The 15,970-nt window shown below is 71.8% G+C and carries 12 protein-coding genes; 7 read left to right on the top strand and 5 right to left on the bottom strand.

The window, feature by feature from the left end; all coding sequences use genetic code 11:
• From D9V36_RS25705 to D9V36_RS25715, 3 genes are read left to right on the top strand one after another with little or no spacing between them, the layout of a single operon-like run.
• On the top strand, positions 1-1,125 hold the full coding sequence (locus D9V36_RS25705) for an LLM class flavin-dependent oxidoreductase (RefSeq protein ID WP_129295828.1): 1,125 nt from the start codon (positions 1-3) through the stop codon (positions 1,123-1,125).
• 39 nt (positions 1,126-1,164) lie between these two features.
• Complete coding sequence (locus D9V36_RS25710) at positions 1,165-3,012, top strand: N-acyl-D-amino-acid deacylase family protein (protein ID WP_241721032.1); 1,848 nt, start codon at positions 1,165-1,167, stop codon at positions 3,010-3,012.
• A complete protein-coding gene (locus D9V36_RS25715) occupies positions 3,009-4,514 on the top strand; it encodes an aldehyde dehydrogenase family protein (RefSeq protein WP_129295829.1) in 1,506 nt (501 codons plus the stop codon). The genes D9V36_RS25710 and D9V36_RS25715 overlap by 4 nt, the downstream gene beginning before the upstream one ends.
• Before the next feature lie 184 nt (positions 4,515-4,698).
• On the opposite strand, the gene D9V36_RS25720 is transcribed toward D9V36_RS25715, so the two are convergent.
• Entirely contained in the window at positions 4,699-5,592 is an 894-nt protein-coding gene (locus D9V36_RS25720) for a zinc-binding dehydrogenase (protein ID WP_241721033.1), read from the bottom strand.
• Positions 5,593-5,757: 165 nt separating this feature from the next.
• Positions 5,758-7,305, bottom strand: a complete 1,548-nt coding sequence (locus D9V36_RS25725) for a CehA/McbA family metallohydrolase (protein WP_129295830.1) — start codon at positions 7,303-7,305, stop codon at positions 5,758-5,760.
• A 232-nt stretch (positions 7,306-7,537) separates the two neighbouring features.
• Between D9V36_RS25725 and D9V36_RS25730 the strand changes: the two genes are divergently transcribed.
• From D9V36_RS25730 to D9V36_RS25740, 3 genes are all read left to right on the top strand, one after another.
• Positions 7,538-8,362 (top strand): TIGR03619 family F420-dependent LLM class oxidoreductase, encoded by an 825-nt coding sequence (locus D9V36_RS25730; protein ID WP_129295831.1) that lies wholly within the window; start codon positions 7,538-7,540, stop codon positions 8,360-8,362.
• A gap of 479 nt (positions 8,363-8,841) precedes the next feature.
• Positions 8,842-9,240, top strand: a complete 399-nt coding sequence (locus tag D9V36_RS25735) for a VOC family protein (protein ID WP_129295832.1) — start codon at positions 8,842-8,844, stop codon at positions 9,238-9,240.
• 219 nt (positions 9,241-9,459) lie between these two features.
• Positions 9,460-12,108 carry a bifunctional FO biosynthesis protein CofGH gene (locus tag D9V36_RS25740; RefSeq protein WP_129295833.1) on the top strand — a complete coding sequence of 883 codons (2,649 nt, stop codon included), beginning with the start codon at positions 9,460-9,462 and terminating at the stop codon, positions 12,106-12,108.
• Between the two features lie 144 nt (positions 12,109-12,252).
• Here the strand turns inward: D9V36_RS25740 and D9V36_RS25745 are convergent, their stop codons facing one another.
• Positions 12,253-12,507, bottom strand: a complete 255-nt coding sequence (locus D9V36_RS25745) for a hypothetical protein (RefSeq protein WP_086720495.1) — start codon at positions 12,505-12,507, stop codon at positions 12,253-12,255.
• 48 nt (positions 12,508-12,555) lie between these two features.
• Entirely contained in the window at positions 12,556-13,515 is a 960-nt protein-coding gene (locus D9V36_RS25750; RefSeq protein WP_129295834.1) for a D-2-hydroxyacid dehydrogenase family protein, read from the bottom strand.
• A gap of 306 nt (positions 13,516-13,821) precedes the next feature.
• On the opposite strand from D9V36_RS25750, the gene D9V36_RS25755 reads away from it, so the two are divergent.
• Entirely contained in the window at positions 13,822-14,943 is a 1,122-nt protein-coding gene (locus D9V36_RS25755; protein WP_129295835.1) for an ADP-ribosylglycohydrolase family protein, read from the top strand.
• A gap of 219 nt (positions 14,944-15,162) precedes the next feature.
• Here the strand turns inward: D9V36_RS25755 and D9V36_RS25760 are convergent, their stop codons facing one another.
• The gene (locus tag D9V36_RS25760; protein ID WP_129295836.1) at positions 15,163-15,948 is read right to left on the bottom strand and encodes an SDR family oxidoreductase; all 786 of its coding nucleotides are present in this window, start codon (positions 15,946-15,948) and stop codon (positions 15,163-15,165) included.
• Positions 15,949-15,970 lie beyond the last annotated feature (22 nt).

Raw genomic sequence — 15,970 nt, forward strand, 5'->3', positions numbered from 1 at the left:
TTGGAATTCGGGCTCTTTGTACAGGGATATGTGGGCAAGCGGGCCGAGACCGACCCGCTCGCGGAGCACAAGGCGCTGATGGAGGAGACCGAGTACGTCATCCAGGCGGACAAGTCCGGCTTCAAGTACGCCTGGGCGTCCGAGCACCACTTCCTGGAGGAGTACTCGCACCTCTCCGCCAATGACGTCTTCCTGGGCTACCTGGCCCATGCGACCGAGCGGATCCATCTCGGGTCCGGGATCTTCAACCCGCTCGCCCAGGTCAACCACCCGGTGAAGGTCGCCGAGAAGGTCGCCATGCTCGACCATCTCAGCGAGGGCCGCTTCGAGTTCGGCAGCGGGCGGGGCGCCGGCAGCCACGAGATCCTGGGGTTCCTCCCGGGCATCACCGATATGAACCACACCAAGGAGATCTGGGAAGAGACCATCGCCGAGTTCCCGAAGATGTGGCTCCAGGAGGAGTACGCCGGGTTCCAGGGCAAACACTGGCAGCTGCCGCCGCGGAAGATCTTCCCGAAGCCGTACGGGGCCGCGCACCCGGCGATGTGGTACGCGGCCGGCTCCCCGTCCTCGTACGCCATGGCGGCGAAGAAGGGGCTGGGCGTGCTCGGCTTCAGCGTGCAGAAGGTATCCGACATGGAGTGGGTGCTGGAGCAGTACAAGACGGCGATCCGGGAGGCCGAGCCGGTCGGCGGCTTCGTCAACGACAACGTGATGGTGACCTCGACCGCGATCTGTGCCGAGACGCACGACAAGGCGGTGGAGATCGCGGTCGGCGGAGGGCTCAACTACCTCCAGTCGCTGGTCTTCCGCTACCACGACACCTTCCCGCGGCCCGACGGCATCCCCGAGTGGCCCGAGCTGCTGCCCGACTACACCACGGAAGTCATCGAGCTGCTGATCGCCGAGGAGCTGATGATCTGCGGCGACCCGGACGAGGTGCTGGGGCAGTGCAAGCGCTGGGAGCAGGCAGGCGCCGACCAGCTGAGCTTCGGGCTGCCGATCGGGATCTCGTACGAGGACACGATGAACACGGTCAAGCTCATCGGCGAGCACGTGATCCCGAAGATCGACACGGATCCGGTGCACCGGACGACCCGGTTCCGTCAGGCCGCGGGCAGCTGAACCGCGGATTTCCGCCCAGGGGAAGGGGACGCACCGCCCATGCTCGACCACCTGATCAAGGGCGCGACCGTCGTGGACGGCACGGGAATGCCCTCGTACACCGCCGATGTCGGCATCCGTGACGGCCGGATCGCCGTCATCGCCCCGGCCGGGAGGGGGGCCGGCGGCGGCTCCGGCGGCGGCTCCGGCGCGGGCACGGGCACCCGGACGGACGCCGGGGCCGGCTCCGGCTCCGGCATCGGCACCGGCTCCGGCTCCGGCATCGGCACCGAGGAGGCGAGGACGAGCGAGGACGCGACCGGTCTCGTCCTCGCCCCCGGCTTCGTCGATCCGCACACCCACTACGACGCGCAGCTGTTCTGGGACCCGTACGCCACCCCCTCGCTCAACCACGGGGTGACGACCGTGGCGGGCGGCAACTGCGGTTTCACCCTGGCGCCGCTGCACCCCGGGCGGCCCGAGGACGCCGACTACACCCGCCGGATGATGTCCAAGGTCGAGGGCATGTCCCTGGTGGCGCTCGAAGAGGGCGCCCCCTGGACGTGGAGCTCGTTCGGCGACTACCTGGACGCGCTGGAGGGGCGGATCGCCGTCAACGCGGGCTTCATGGTGGGCCATTGCGCGCTGCGGCGGTACGTCATGGGCGCGGACGCCATCGGCGGCCGGCCGACCCCCGGGCAGCTGGACGCGATGCTGGCGCTCTTCCACGAGGCGATGGAGGCCGGGGCCTGGGGCTTCTCCACCACCCAGTCCAGCACCCACTCCGACGGCGACGGGAAGCCGGTCGCCTCCCGGCACGCCGCCCCCGAGGAGCTGCTTGCGCTGTCGCGGGCCGTCGCCGCGCACGAGGGCACCCAGATCGAGGCGATCGTGGCGGGCTGCCTCGACCAGTTCGGCGACGACGAGATCGAGCTGCTGGTCGCGATGAGCGCGGCGGCCGGCCGGCCGCTGAACTGGAACGTGCTGACGATCGACGCGGCGGTGCCCGAGCGGGTGCCGCGCCAGCTGACCGCGAGCGAGCGGGCCCGGGAGGCCGGCGGCCGGATCGTGGCCCTGACAATGCCGATCCTCACTCCCATGAACATGTCCCTGGGCACCTTCTGTGCCCTGAACCTCCTCCCCGGCTGGGGCGAGATCCTGGGCCTGCCGGTACCCGAACGCATCGCGAAGCTCCGCGACCCCGGCGTACGGGCCGGGATGCTGCGGCGCGCGGAGAGCAAGGAGGCGGGTGTCTTCCGGCGGCTCACCGACTTCGGCCGGTATGTCATCGGGGACACCTACTCCCCGGAGAACGAGGGCCTGACCGGGCGCATCGTGCGGGACATCGCAGCCGAACGCGGCCTGGAGCCCTTCGCCTGCATCGTAGAGATCTGCGCCAACGACCGGCTGCGGACGGTCCTGTGGCCGATGCCCACCGACAACGACCCGGCCTCCTGGGCGCTGCGCGCCGAGACCTGGCAGCACGAGGACGTGCTGCTGGGCGGCTCGGACGCGGGCGCCCATCTGGACCGGATGTGCGGTGCGCCGTACACGACGCGCTTCCTCGGCGACTGCCTGCGCGGCAGGAAACTGGTGGGCCTGGAGCAGGCGGTGAAGATGCTCACCGATGACCCCGCACAGCTCTTCGGCCTGCGGGAGCGCGGACGCATCGAGGAGGGCTGGCACGCCGACCTGGTGCTCTTCGACCCGGAGCGGATCGACGCGGGCAAGGCCACGCTCGTACACGATCTGCCCGGGGACAGCCCGCGGCTGGACTCCCGGGCGGTCGGCATCAACGCGGTGTGGGTCAACGGCGTCGAGACGATCCGCGACGACGTGGTGACCGGCGCGGTGCCGGGGACCGTGTTGCGGTCGGGCCGGGACACGAGAACGGTGAGTACGAAATGACGGGGACGGGGGCGGCGGGCGGGGGTGGTGAGTGCCCTGTGACGGCTGCCCCGGAGCGGCTGTTCATCGGCGGTGAGCGGGTCGAGCCCGACGGTGGTCACTACGAGGTGATCGATCCGGCGACGGAGGCGGTCGTCGGGCTCGCGCCCGAGGCGAGCCGGGCGCAGGTGTACGAGGCGGCGGCCGCGGCGCGCGAGGCCTTCGGGCCCTGGTCGCGCACGTCGCCGCAGGAGCGTGCCGCGATTCTCGACCGGGCCGCCGGGGTGATGCAGCGCGACTTCGTGGCGCACGCCGCGCTGGCGCAGGCGGAGAGCGGGGCCACGACCCGGACCGCGCGCGGGATGCAGGTCGCGGTGGGGTTGGCGCGCTTCCGGCGGTATGCGAAGGGGGCGTTGGAGCCGGTCGAGCAGGGGCTGCCTCCGCAGATCAACGAGGCGGGGCCGATGGGGAAGGCGGCCGTGCTGGGCGCCCTCGCCGTACGCCGGCCCGTCGGCGTCGTCACCTGCATCACCTCGTACAACAACCCGTGGGCGAACCCGGCGGGCAAGATCGCGCCGGCGCTGGCGATGGGCAACACCGTGGTCGTGAAGCCCGCCCCGCAGGACCCGCTGTCGGTGTACCGGATGGCGGCGGCGCTGGCGGAGGCGGGAGCGCCGCCGGGAGTGGTGAATGTGGTGAGCGGCGCTTCCGCGGAGGCCGGCGAGGCGGCCGTGGACTCGCCGGACGTGGACATGGTGAGCTTCACCGGTTCCACGGCCGTCGGGCAGCGCATCGCCGAGGTGTGCGGACGAGGGATGAAACGCCAGCTCATGGAGCTGGGTGGCAAGGGCGCCGCGGTGGTCTTCGACGACGCGGACCTGGACTCGGCGGTGGCCGGCATCGGTACCACCTACTCGTTCTACAGCGGGCAGATCTGTACGGCGCCGACGCGGGTGATCGTGCAGAGAGGGGTGTACGAGGCACTGGTCGAGCGGCTGACGCGCTACATCGGGCACCTCCAGGTCGGCGATCCCCGTGCGCAGGGGACGGTGGTCGGGCCGGTGATCTCGGCCGTGCACCGCGACCGGGTCGAGTCGTATGTGGAACTGGGCAGGAAGGAAGGCGCACGGGTCGTGGCGGGCGGCGCACGGCCTTCCGTTCCGGAGCGCGGTTTCTACGTCGCGCCGACGCTGCTGACCGACTGCACCCCCGATATGCGGGTCGTACGGGAGGAGATCTTCGGCCCCGTCGTCGTGGTGCTGCCCTTCGACGAGGAGGACGAGGCGGTGGCCCTCGCCAACGACAGTGACTACGGGCTCATCGACTACGTGTGGTCCGGCGATTCCGCCCGCGCCTTCCGGGTGGCCGGGCAGTTGCGGGCCGGCGGGGTCGGCGTGAACACGGTCGGCCGCAACATGGAAGCGCCCTTCGGGGGCTTCAAGCGCAGCGGGGTCGGGCGGGACGTGGGCTCGTACGCGCTGCATGCCTACAGCGAGTGGCAGGCGATCGTCTGGGCGGGGTGAGGGAGGGGCGGCCGGCCTGCCTGATGGCATCCGTCATCCGGCAGCGTCACGCCATCGACGAGTGGGAACCGGCCCCCCGCAGGTTCGGCCCGGCCGGACGCGGGCTATTGCGGTCGCGGTGGGGTGCCGGTCCCGCTCGGTGTTGGTGCACGGACGGCTGGAGGAGGGCACGGAGGTTCGGTTGTCAGGGGCGGAGGACCAGTTTGCCCTTGGTACGGCGGGCGAGCAGATCCTCGTGCGCATCGCGCGCCCGTGCGAGGTCGTACTCCGCGCCGACCAGCGGGCGCAGGCGTCCCCGCGCCGTGAGGCCGAGCAACTCCTCAAGTGCCGCGCCGCCGATCCCGTTCCGGGCGAGGAGCGGGATGAGCCAGAAGCCGGCGACGCCGATGTTCTCCACCGCGAGGCGGTTCGGTGCGATGGCCAAGGCGGTCTGTCGGGACGAGGCGCCGTAGGTGACCAGTCGCCCGAGGTGTCCGAGTGCGTCCAGTGCGGAGTCGAGGACCGGGCCGCCGATGGCGTCCAGGATGATGTCGGCCGGGCGTCCCCGGTTGGCGTCGAGAACCCGCTCCTTGTAGCCGTCCGCGTCGCCGTCGATCGCCGCGTCCGCGCCGAGTTCGAGGGCAAAGGCGCGCTTCTCCTCGGAGGACGCCGTGGCGATGACGCGTCCGGCGCCGAACTCCCGGGCCAGTTGGACGGCGAGACTGCCCGTCCCGCCCGCGGCGGCATGGACCACCACGCTCTCGCCGGGCCGCACGCGGGCGACCGACCGCAGCACATGCCACGCCGTCAGCCCCTGTATGAGCAGGGCCAGCGCCTCGCCCGCGCTCAGCCCCTCCGTTAAGGCGACAAGGTTGCGGTCGGGGACGACCGTCTTCGCCGCATAGCCGCCCTGCGGGACGTATCCGAGGACCCGCCGGCCGCCCGCGGTCCGGCCGACGACCTCCATGCCGGGGATGCGCGGCAGCGGTCCCGTCGGCGCGTTCGGCCCCTCGGCGTGCTCGCCCGCGATGTGCTTGATGTCGCCGAAGTTGACGCCCGCGGCCTCCACTTCGACCAGGCTCTCGCCCGGGCCCGCCACCGGGTCCGGTACCTCGGCCTCGGCCAGACCTCCGGGTCACCGAATCGTTCGAACTGCATGGCACGCATGGATACCTCTCCTGGGGCTGGTCGTATTCCCGTGGCTTGATCATGATTCCCCCGTCCGCGGCACAGCACGTTCTCTTGCCGCATCAGCCCCGGCGGCTCAGCTCCGGCGGCCCAGGAAGACCGGGTTGGTCATGGCCGCCATGGGCCCCGGCAGGCCCGCTGTCGTCGGCGGGTGGCGGACTTCCGCGCGTATGTAGGCGGCGTGGTCGGGGGTGGTCTGCCAGCTGACGGTGGCGCTGCCCGAGGCGGGCAGCGGGGTGGAGTACAGCAGTCCCTGGTCGGTGAGGAAGGAGACCGTGCAGCCCGGGGCGCCGGAGACCTTCAGCTGAGCCGTGACCTTCGCCGCACGGGGGGCCTCCAAGCGCTCGGCGATCCCGGCGTGTTCACCGCGCTCACCGGTGACGGAGAAGGCCAGATCGACCTTCGACGACTCGGCGATCCAGACCCGGCCCGCCCGGATGCCGTCCAGCAGCGCACGGCGCGAGAGATCGTCGGCGAGCACCACGGTCTGCGGCAGGCCCACCACATCCGGGTCGCGGTGGGCGTCGCTGTGGCCGACGGCCGGCAGCCAGTCCGCGCGGCCACGGGCGTGTGCGACGAGGGTGTTGTCCCATTCGGCGAGGGTGATCTCGTCATCGGGGGTGTACGGGCCGTTCCAGACCTCCACCGCATCGGCTTCGTTCAGCCCGAACTTCCAGTGGCAGCCGATGCAGGTGGCGTGCGGATGTGCCGGGATGACCAGGCCGCCGGCCCGCCGGATGGCGCGCGCGTACTTCCCGAAGGCGTTGTCGCGGGCCCGGTAGCGCCAGTCGATGAAGGCCTCGGGGTCGGTGCCCATCGCCACCACGTGCCCATTGCGGGTGGTGACCTCCTCGCCGGTCAGGATCAGCAGGTCATCGCCCCACAGACCGTCCCAGGCGCGGTGCGCGGACGTGGTGTTGTGCTCGGAGGTGTTGATGAAGTCCAGCCCGGCGGCGCGGGCCAGTGCGGCGATCTCGGCAGGAGTGCGTCTGCCGTCGGAGTGCACGGAGTGCAGATGGCCGTCGCCGCGGTACCAGGCACGGCCCCGGCCCCGGGCACGCTCGGGCGGATGGACGGGCGCCGGGGTGCGCCCCGCGGGTCCGTACCGCAAGGTGACCGTGACGTCGTAGGACAGCCCTTGCGGCGCGATCGTGTACGGCCCGAGGGCGATATGCCAGGTGCCTGCGTTGACGGGGCCCGGCAGATATCCGGGGGTGGCCTCGTCGGCGCGCAGGAAGAACTCCGTACGCGCCCCGCCCGACCAGCCGCGGAACCCGGCGCCTCCGAGGCCCGTGCCCCGCTCGTCGAAGATGCCGATGTCGCAGGCATTGCCGGGGATGCCCTCGGGGACGGTGGGTTTGTCGTAGCGGTAGGCAACGGCGATCTCGCTCACGCCGTGCGGCACGTCGACCGGCAGATACACGAAGTCCGGCGCGCCCGCGGGCAGATGGCCGGCCACCCGCCGGGACTGCTCGCCCGGCCCGCCTCCGCGCTGCCCGCCTCCCGGCCCGCCTCCGGGCTGCCCGGCAGCGGGCACGGCATCGGCGAAGCTCACACGTCCGAGCGTAAGCGCGCCCGTCGCGCCCGCAACCGCCGAAAGTCTCAGAACATCGCGTCGTTCCATCTCAGCCCCCCGTCCATCTCCGCCTCCCCGTGCCGCCTCAGGCCCGTCGCCTGCGCGTTTCGTGCCTGTCCGTTCCGACCGCGCCCGTCTCCTTCCGCTGCGCGACCGGCTCGTCGCACCGCGTGAAAACTGTTGTACGCGCGTGTGACGGAGAGCGAAAGGCCTGTGGATAACCGTCGGGCGGTGAGGCACCATGCGGTCACTCACCCGCCTGACACGGAGGTGTTCCCGCATGCGGATCGCGACCACGATCTTCCTGACCGACGAGACGATCCGGCCGGACCGGCTGGGCCGCGAGCTGGAGCAGCGCGGTTTCGCCGGCCTCTACCTTCCCGAGCACACCCACATCCCCGCCGGCCGGGAAACCCCCGCCCCCATGGGCGAGCCGCTGCCCCGCGAATACGGCCGCACCCTCGACCCGTTCATCGCGCTCGGCCAGGTCGCCGCGGTCACCGAACGGCTCGCCCTCGGCACCGGCATCACCCTCGTCGCCCAGCACGACCCGATCGATCTCGCCAAGCAGATCGCGACCCTCGACTTCCTCTCCGGCGGCCGCTTCACCCTCGGCATCGGTTACGGCTGGAACGTCGAGGAGGCCGCCGACCACGGCGTCGAGTGGTCGACCCGGCGGGAGCTGACCCGCGACCGGGTCGCCCTGATGCGCGCCCTGTGGGCCGAGGAACCGACGGCTTACCAGGGCGCATTCGGGTCCGTACGCGCCTCCCTCGCCCACCCCAAGCCGCTGCACGGCGCGCCGCGCACCCTCCTCGGCGGCGCGGCCGGCCCCAAGCTCTTCGGGCAGATCGCCGAGTACGCCGACGGGTGGCTGCCGATCGGCGGCCGCGGGCTGACGGAGACCGTTCCGGTGCTGCGGCAGGCATGGTCGGACGCCGGGCGTACGGGCGAGCCGGTGGTGGTGCCCTACGCGGTCCAGCCCTCGACCGGGAAGCTGGCGCGCTTGCGCGAGCTGGGCGTGCAGGAGGTGGTGCTGCAGCTGCCGCCGGCCGGGGAAGCTGAGGTACTGCGGACCCTGGACGACTTCGCGCAGTACCTGTGACGGGTGACTCAGCGGAGCGCGGCGTGCGGGACGGGTGACCTGTGGCCTCGGGGGTGAGGGGTGAGGGGGCGGGTGACGGTGACAGGACGGCGGAGCGGATGGCGCGCGGGCCCGGGGGGAGGCCCTTCCACCGGCCCGCTACCTGACGGCCTCGGTTCGTCCTAGGACCAGCGGTGTACCGCTTTCCGCCCGTCCCGGTACCGGAGAACGATCCGCGGCGGCCTCCGCCGTCGTAGCGTCGAAGGTGAAGGGCCGCGGATCTCTCCGCAGACCGGCGGCCCGAGGAGAACGGTGAACGGCCAAGAAGATCAACGGTCCCGGAGGATCAGCGGCTCAACAAGATCAGCGGCCCAACGAGAGCAGCGGCCCAAGGCGATCAGTTCCTGCAGCTCGACGGGCCGAGAACGCCGACGGCCCGCGCCGATGCAGCAGATCACGGGACCCGTTGACCGCTCCGTCAGAGAGATCAAGGAGATCCCATGCCCCGCCTCGACCACACGATCGTGCACAGCAAGGACCGTTTCGCCTCCGCCCGGTTCCTGGCGGGCCTGCTCGGCGCGCCCGAACCCAAGGCCTTCGGTCCCTTCGCGGCCCTCAAGCTCGACAACGGGGTGACCCTCGACTACGCCGAGCATGTCGCGGGCGGCGAGTTCGTCCCCACGCACTACGCGTTCCTGGTGTCCGAGGGCGAGTTCGACGCGATCTTCGACCGCATACAGGAGCGGGAGCTCTCCTACTGGGCCGACCCCATGCACACCAGGCCACAGGAGATCAACACCCTGGACGGCGGCCGCGGTCTCTACCTCAACGACCCCGACGGCCACAACATGGAGTTCCTGACCCGGACCTACTCCGACGAGCTGCTGGCCGGTATGTAGGCGTGCCAGGAGCAGCCGCCGCTTCGTAGGCGTGCCGGGAGCAGTCGTTGCTTCCTAGGCGTGCCGGGAGCAGCCGTCCCTACGCAGGCGTGCCGGGAGCCGCCGCCGGGAAGTGCCCTGACGAGCCCGGACGGAACCACCGGCCGTAGTGATCAGTGGCACATCAACCAGGCGATCTCCGGCGGCGGCGCTGTCGGTGGACGCTCGTATGCTCGGAGGATGACTTCCAGCGTGCAGGGACCTGACCAGGCATCGGACCAAGGAACCGGCCACGAAAGGGACTCCGGGCCCGCCGCCCAGGGACGGCCGACGGCCAACGCGATGCGCCGTGCGCTCAAGCGGGCCCGCGACGGTGTGGCGCTGGACGCCGGCGAGGCCGCGGTGCTGCTGCAGGCGCGCGGCGCCGACCTCACGGACCTCTGCGCCTCCGCGGCCCGGGTGCGGGATGCCGGCCTGGAGGCCGCCGGGCGCCCCGGAGTCATCACGTACTCCCGCGGCGTCTTCATCCCCCTGACGCGCCTGTGCCGGGACAAGTGCCACTACTGCACCTTCGTCACCGTCCCCGGCAAGCTGCGCCGCGACGGCCACGGAATGTTCATGTCGCCCGACGAGGTGCTGGACATCGCCCGCCGCGGCGCCGAACTGGGCTGCAAGGAAGCCCTCTTCACCCTGGGCGACAAGCCGGAGGACCGCTGGCCCGAGGCCCGCGAGTGGCTGGAGGCGCACGGCTACGACGACACGCTGTCGTACGTCCGCGCCATGGCGATCCGCGTCCTGGAGGAGACCGGCCTGCTGCCGCACCTCAACCCCGGGGTGCTGTCCTGGACGGACTTCCAGCGGCTCAAGCCCGTCGCCCCCTCCCTGGGGATGATGCTGGAGACGACCGCCGAGCGGCTGTGGAGCGAGCCCGGCGGTCCCCACTACGGATCGCCCGACAAGGACCCCGCCGTCCGGCTGCGCGTCCTGGAGGACGCCGGACGTTCCAACGTCCCCTTCACCACCGGGCTGCTGATCGGCATCGGTGAGACGTACGAGGAGCGCGCCGAGTCCCTGTTCGCGCTGCGCCGTGTTCAGCGCGCGTACCACGGCATCCAAGAGCTGATCATGCAGAACTTCCGCGCCAAGCCGGACACGGCGATGCGCGGCATGCCGGATGCCGAGCTGGAGGAGCTGGCCGCGACCATCGCGGTCGCCCGGCACATCATGGGCCCCTCGACGCGCATCCAGGCGCCGCCCAACCTCGTCGACGGCGAGTACGCGCTGCTCATCGACGCCGGGATCGACGACTGGGGCGGCGTCTCCCCGCTGACCCTCGACCATGTGAACCCCGAGCGCCCCTGGCCCCAGATCGACGAGCTGACCGAGCGCTGCGCCGCCGCCGGTTTCGAGCTGCGGGAACGGCTCCCCATCTACCCGGAGTTCCTGCAGCGCGGTGAGCCCTGGCTCGACCCCCGCCTGCTGCCCCATGTACGGGCGCTCGCCGACCCGGAGACGGGCCTGGCCGTGGAGGACGCCCCCGTGGTGGGCCGCCCCTGGCAGGAGCCCGACGAGGGCTTCACGATGATCTCCTCGGGCCGTACGGACCTGCACCACACCATCGACACCGAAGGCCGCACCGCCGACCGCCGCGACGACTTCGACGAGGTCTACGGCGACTGGGAGGCACTGCGGGAGGCCGCCGCCCCCGGGATGGCACCGGAGCGCATCGAAGCCGACGTACGGCAGGCCCTGTCGCAGGCCGCCGACGACCCCACCAAGCTCACCGACGCCCAGGCGCTGGCGCTGCTGCACGCCGACGGGCCCGCCCTGGACGCCCTCTGCGGCATCGCCGATGCGCTGCGCCGCGACACCGTGGGCGACGACGTCACCTACATCGTCACCAGGAACATCAACTTCACCAACGTCTGCTACACCGGCTGCCGCTTCTGCGCGTTCGCCCAGCGCCGCACCGACGCCGACGCCTACACCCTCTCCCTCTCCCAGGTCGCCGACCGTGCCCAACAGGCGTGGGACGTAGGGGCGGTGGAGGTGTGCATGCAGGGCGGCATCCACCCCGACCTGCCCGGCACGGCGTACTTCGACATCGCGCGCGCCGTGAAGGAACGCGTCCCCGGTATGCATGTGCACGCCTTCTCACCCATGGAGGTCGTCAACGGCGCGACGCGTACCGGCCTGTCCATCCGTGAGTGGCTCACCGAGGCCAAGGCCGCCGGGCTGGACAGCATCCCCGGCACCGCGGCCGAGATCCTCGACGACGAGGTCCGCTGGATCCTCACCAAGGGCAAGCTGCCCACCGCCACCTGGGTCGAGGTCATCAAGACCGCCCATGAGCTGGGCATCGGCTCGTCCTCGACGATGATGTACGGCCATGTCGACCAGCCGCGCCACTGGCTCGGCCACCTTCGCCTGCTGGCACGGATCCAGCAGGAGACGGGCGGCTTCACGGAGTTCGTCACCCTCCCCTTCATCCACACCAATGCCCCCGTCTACCTCGCCGGTATCGCCCGCCCCGGCCCCACCACACGCGACAACCGCGCGGTGACCGCGATGGCCCGGGTGCTGCTGCACCCCCACATCACCAACATCCAGACCAGCTGGGTCAAGCTCGGCACGGAAGGCGCGGCCGAAATGCTCCGCTCCGGCGCCAACGACCTCGGCGGCACGCTGATGGAGGAGACCATCTCCCGGATGGCGGGGTCGAGTTACGGCTCCTACCGCTCCATCCAGGACCTCATCGCCATCGCCGACCGGGCCGGCCGCCCGGCCCGCGCCCGCACCACGACGTACGCCCCGGTCACCGAAGAACGCCAGGCCGCCGCCCTCGCCTCGGACGGGCATCTCCCGGAGCTGCTGCCGCTGGCCGACTGAATCGGGTCGCCGGGGCAGTCCGCGGAAGGGGCGGCCCCGGCGGTCCGGCGGAAGGGGAGGCCCCGGCGGTCCGAGCTCCGACCGTGCTCCCGCGGCGGTCCACAGCCCGGTCGTCGGCCGGTCGGCCGGTCGGCCGGGGCCTCTTCACTCGCCCTCGTACTCGGCCTCGTGCTGCAGGATGCACTGCTGCCACTGCGACAGCGCCTCCTCGCGATCGCCTCCGCTGTCCTGGGCGGCGACGATCAGCGCGTCGGCGGCCATGGCGGCGAGCCGTACCGCGATATGGCAGACATCGCTCTGGGGGAGCGGCCGAAGGAGTTCCACCGCGCCGTCGCTGTCCCCGGAAAGCGCGGAGGCGACAACGGCCATGGTGGTGCGATCCCACTCGTACTCGGACATGGGGAGAGCATGCCCAGCGCGCGCCCCTGCCATCATCGAACGCTTTCTTCAGCCCAGTTGGCGGATCGGGCTGCCCGCGAGGAAGGCGGTGATGTCCTCGACCGCCTGCCGGAAGTAGCCCTCGTAGTTACGGCGGGTGACATAGCCGAGATGGGGCAGGGCCAGCACGTTCGGGAGGGTGCGCAGGGGGTGGCCGGCAGGCAGCGGCTCCTGGTCGAAGACGTCCAGGCCGGCGCCGGCGATCCAGTTCTCCCGCAGCGCCCGGAGCAGCGCGGGCTGGTCGACGATGGCGGCGCGGGAGGTGTTGACGAGGTAGCCGGTGGGCCGCATCCGGCGGAGCTCATCGGCGCCGAGCAGGCCGCGGGTGCGGTCACCGAGGACGAGATGGACGGAGACGAAGTCGCTGGTCTCCAGGAGCTCGTTCTTGGTGGCGGCGGCATGCACGCCCACCTCCGCGGCGCGTTCGGCGGTGAGGTTCCGGCTCCAGGCCGTCACCTCCATGCCGAAGGCCTGGCCGATCCGGGCGACCCGGCTGCCGATCTTGCCCAGGCCGAGCAGCCCCAGCGTACGGCCGTGCAGGTCGGCGCCGAGGGTGCTCTGCCAGGGGCCGTCGGTGCGCAGTGCGGTGCTCTCGGTGACCACCTGGCGGGCGAGGCCGAGGATCAGCGCCCAGGTCAGTTCGACGGGCGGCTCCGTGTTGCTGGCCGTACCGCAGACGGTGACGCCGTGCCGCGCGGCGGCTTCCAGATCGATGGCGGCATTCCGCATTCCGGAGGTGATCAGCAGCCGGAGGCGGGGGAGCCGGGCGAGGAGCGAGGCGCGAAACGGTGTGCGTTCGCGCATCGCGACAACGATCTCGCAGTCGCCGATCGACGCGACCACCTCGTCCTCGGAGCGGAAGGGCTGCCGCACCGTACGGACGTCGACGGCACCCGCTACGGCGGACCAGTCGGCCAGGGAGAGCGCGACGTCCTGGTAGTCGTCGAGTACGGCACAGCGCAGAGTCATGCGGGTTCTCCCGAGCGTGGGGGGCGACGGATGGCCGGGCGGTGTGTCGACAGGGCAGGGGGCGGACGGGAGCCGCTTCGGCCCACCCGGACAGAGGCCGTTTCGGTCCGCCCCGATGGGAGTGTTTTCAGCCAAAGTCGATTCGGTCGAGCCCGTGCCCATCGGGACCGTACCGGCCAAAAGCCGCCTTATGAGTGACCGGTCGCAATACGCACCTGGCCGGAAACTGATCAATCCTGGTCGATTACAGTGCTGCGCCAGGGGCCCCGCAAGGCCCCGGGACGTTGTCGGTATCGGGAGGGCGCAGTGAGCGCAACAGGAGGCGGCGGCGTCATCTGGGGCCGCGCGGAACAGCAGGACTTCCGTAGCCGGGTACGCGGCTGTCTGCTCGGCGGCGCCATCGGCGATGCGCTCGGTGCCGGTATCGAATTCGACTCGCTCGACGCGATCCGCTCGGCGCACGGCCAGGAGGGCGTGGCCGATTTCGTACCCGCCTTCGGGCGGCGCGGCGCGGTCACCGACGACACCCAGATGACCCTGTTCACCGTGGACGGGCTGATCCGGGCCCAGGTGCGCCGCGACACCGGCGCCTGGCATCCGCCCACCGACGTCCACCGCGCCTATCTGCGCTGGGCCGCGACCCAGCGCGACTGGGGCCCGGACGAGCGCAGGAAGGACGACGGCTGGCTGGCCCGCGAGGAGTGGCTGTACTCCCGCCGGGCGCCCGGCCGGGCCTGTCTGAGCGGTCTCGGCGACGAGGTGATGGGCACGCTGGAGACGCCCAAGAACCCGGACTCGAAGGGCTGCGGCGCGGTGATGCGCTCCGCGCCGTTCGGGCTGCTGGTCGGCTGGGAGCCGCAGCTGGTCTTCCAGCTCGCCGCCGAGTGCGCCGCCCAGACGCACGGCCACCCCACCGGCTATCTGGCGGCCGGCGCCTTCGCGGTCATCAGCCACTCGCTGGCCCGCGGCGAGGACCTCGACGGCGCCGTGCAGAAGGCGCTGGCACACCTGGCCACCCGCCCGGGCCACGAGGAGACCACCGACGCCCTCAAGCGCGCGCTGGGCGCCGTGCGGCAGGGCATGCCGACACCGGCCCGGGTGGAGTCGCTGGGGGAGGGCTGGACGGCCGAGGAGGCGCTGGCGATCGGCGTGTACTGCGCACTGGTCGCCGAGGACGTCCGGCACGGCCTGCTGCTCGCCGTCAACCACGGCGGGGACAGCGACTCCACCGGCGCCGTCTGCGGCAACCTGCTGGGGACCCTGCACGGCGAGACGGCGCTGCCGCCGGTATGGCTGGTCGAGCTGGAGGGCCGGGAGACGATCCTGCAGCTGGCCGACGACTTCTCGATGGAGATGACGCAGGGCCCCGCGCTGCACGGCCCGGCCGGTTCGTCGCCGGGGTGGCTCGCCCGGTACCCGCGGGCCTGACCGGCTGTACGGGGACGGGACCGGCCGTACGGGGGGCGGACCGGCCGTACGGGGACGGGACCGGCCGACACAGCCGTACCGGCCGGGGCGCGGGCAGTTGACGCCGCCGGCCGGAGGCGCGTCCCACGGAGGTCCGGCCCACGGTGGTGCGGCCCACGGTGGTGCGGCCCACGGAGGTGCGGCCCACAAAGGTGCGGCAGCGCCGGTGCGCCAGGACCGCTACCGCATCAGCTCCCCCGCGTTGACCAGCAGCGACTGGCCGGTGATGGCACGCGCCCGGTCGGAGGCCAGGAAGACCGCGCACTCGGCCACGTCCGCGTCCGTCGCCAGCTCGGGCAGCGCCATCCGCTCCGTCAGCCGGCCCAGCACCTCCGCTTCCGGAACGCCTTCGCTGTGCGCCTGGAACTTGACGTACGCCTCCACCGGCGGGCCCCACATCCACCCGGGCTGCACGGTGTTGACCCGTATCCGGTCCGGTCCCAGCTCGCGCGCGAGCGAGTACATCGCCGAGACCAGCCCGCCCTTGGACGCCGCATACGCCGCCTGCTGCACCTGCGAGGGGGCGGCGACCGACGACTGGGTACCGATCATCACCACCGAGCCACCGCCGCGCGCCACCAGGGACGGCAGGCAGGCCCGGGTCATCCGCAGGGTGCCGAAGAGATTGACGTCCACGACGCTGCGCCAGGAGTCGAAGTCGGCGTCCCGCAGACCTCCGAAGAGCGAGTCCAGCGCCGCGACATGGACCACCGCATCGATCCCGCCGAACCGCTCCACGGCCAGCGCGGCCAGCGCCTCGCACTGCGCCTCGTCCCCGATATCGGTCGCGCGCCAGGCCGTACGCTCGCCCGAAGGGTCGAGCTGCGCGGCCGACGCGGCGAGATTGGCCTCCGTACGCGCGCCCAGCACCACCGAGGCGCCGTCCCGCACACACGCCGCCGCGACCTGATGGCCGAGCCCGGCCCCCACGCCCGAGACGATGACGGTCTTGTTCCGCAGCAGCATGTGTGCCTCCCGGCCGGTCCCT

The organism is Streptomyces lydicus (assembly GCF_004125265.1).
In the GTDB taxonomy this organism is placed as follows: domain Bacteria; phylum Actinomycetota; class Actinomycetes; order Streptomycetales; family Streptomycetaceae; genus Streptomyces; species Streptomyces lydicus_C.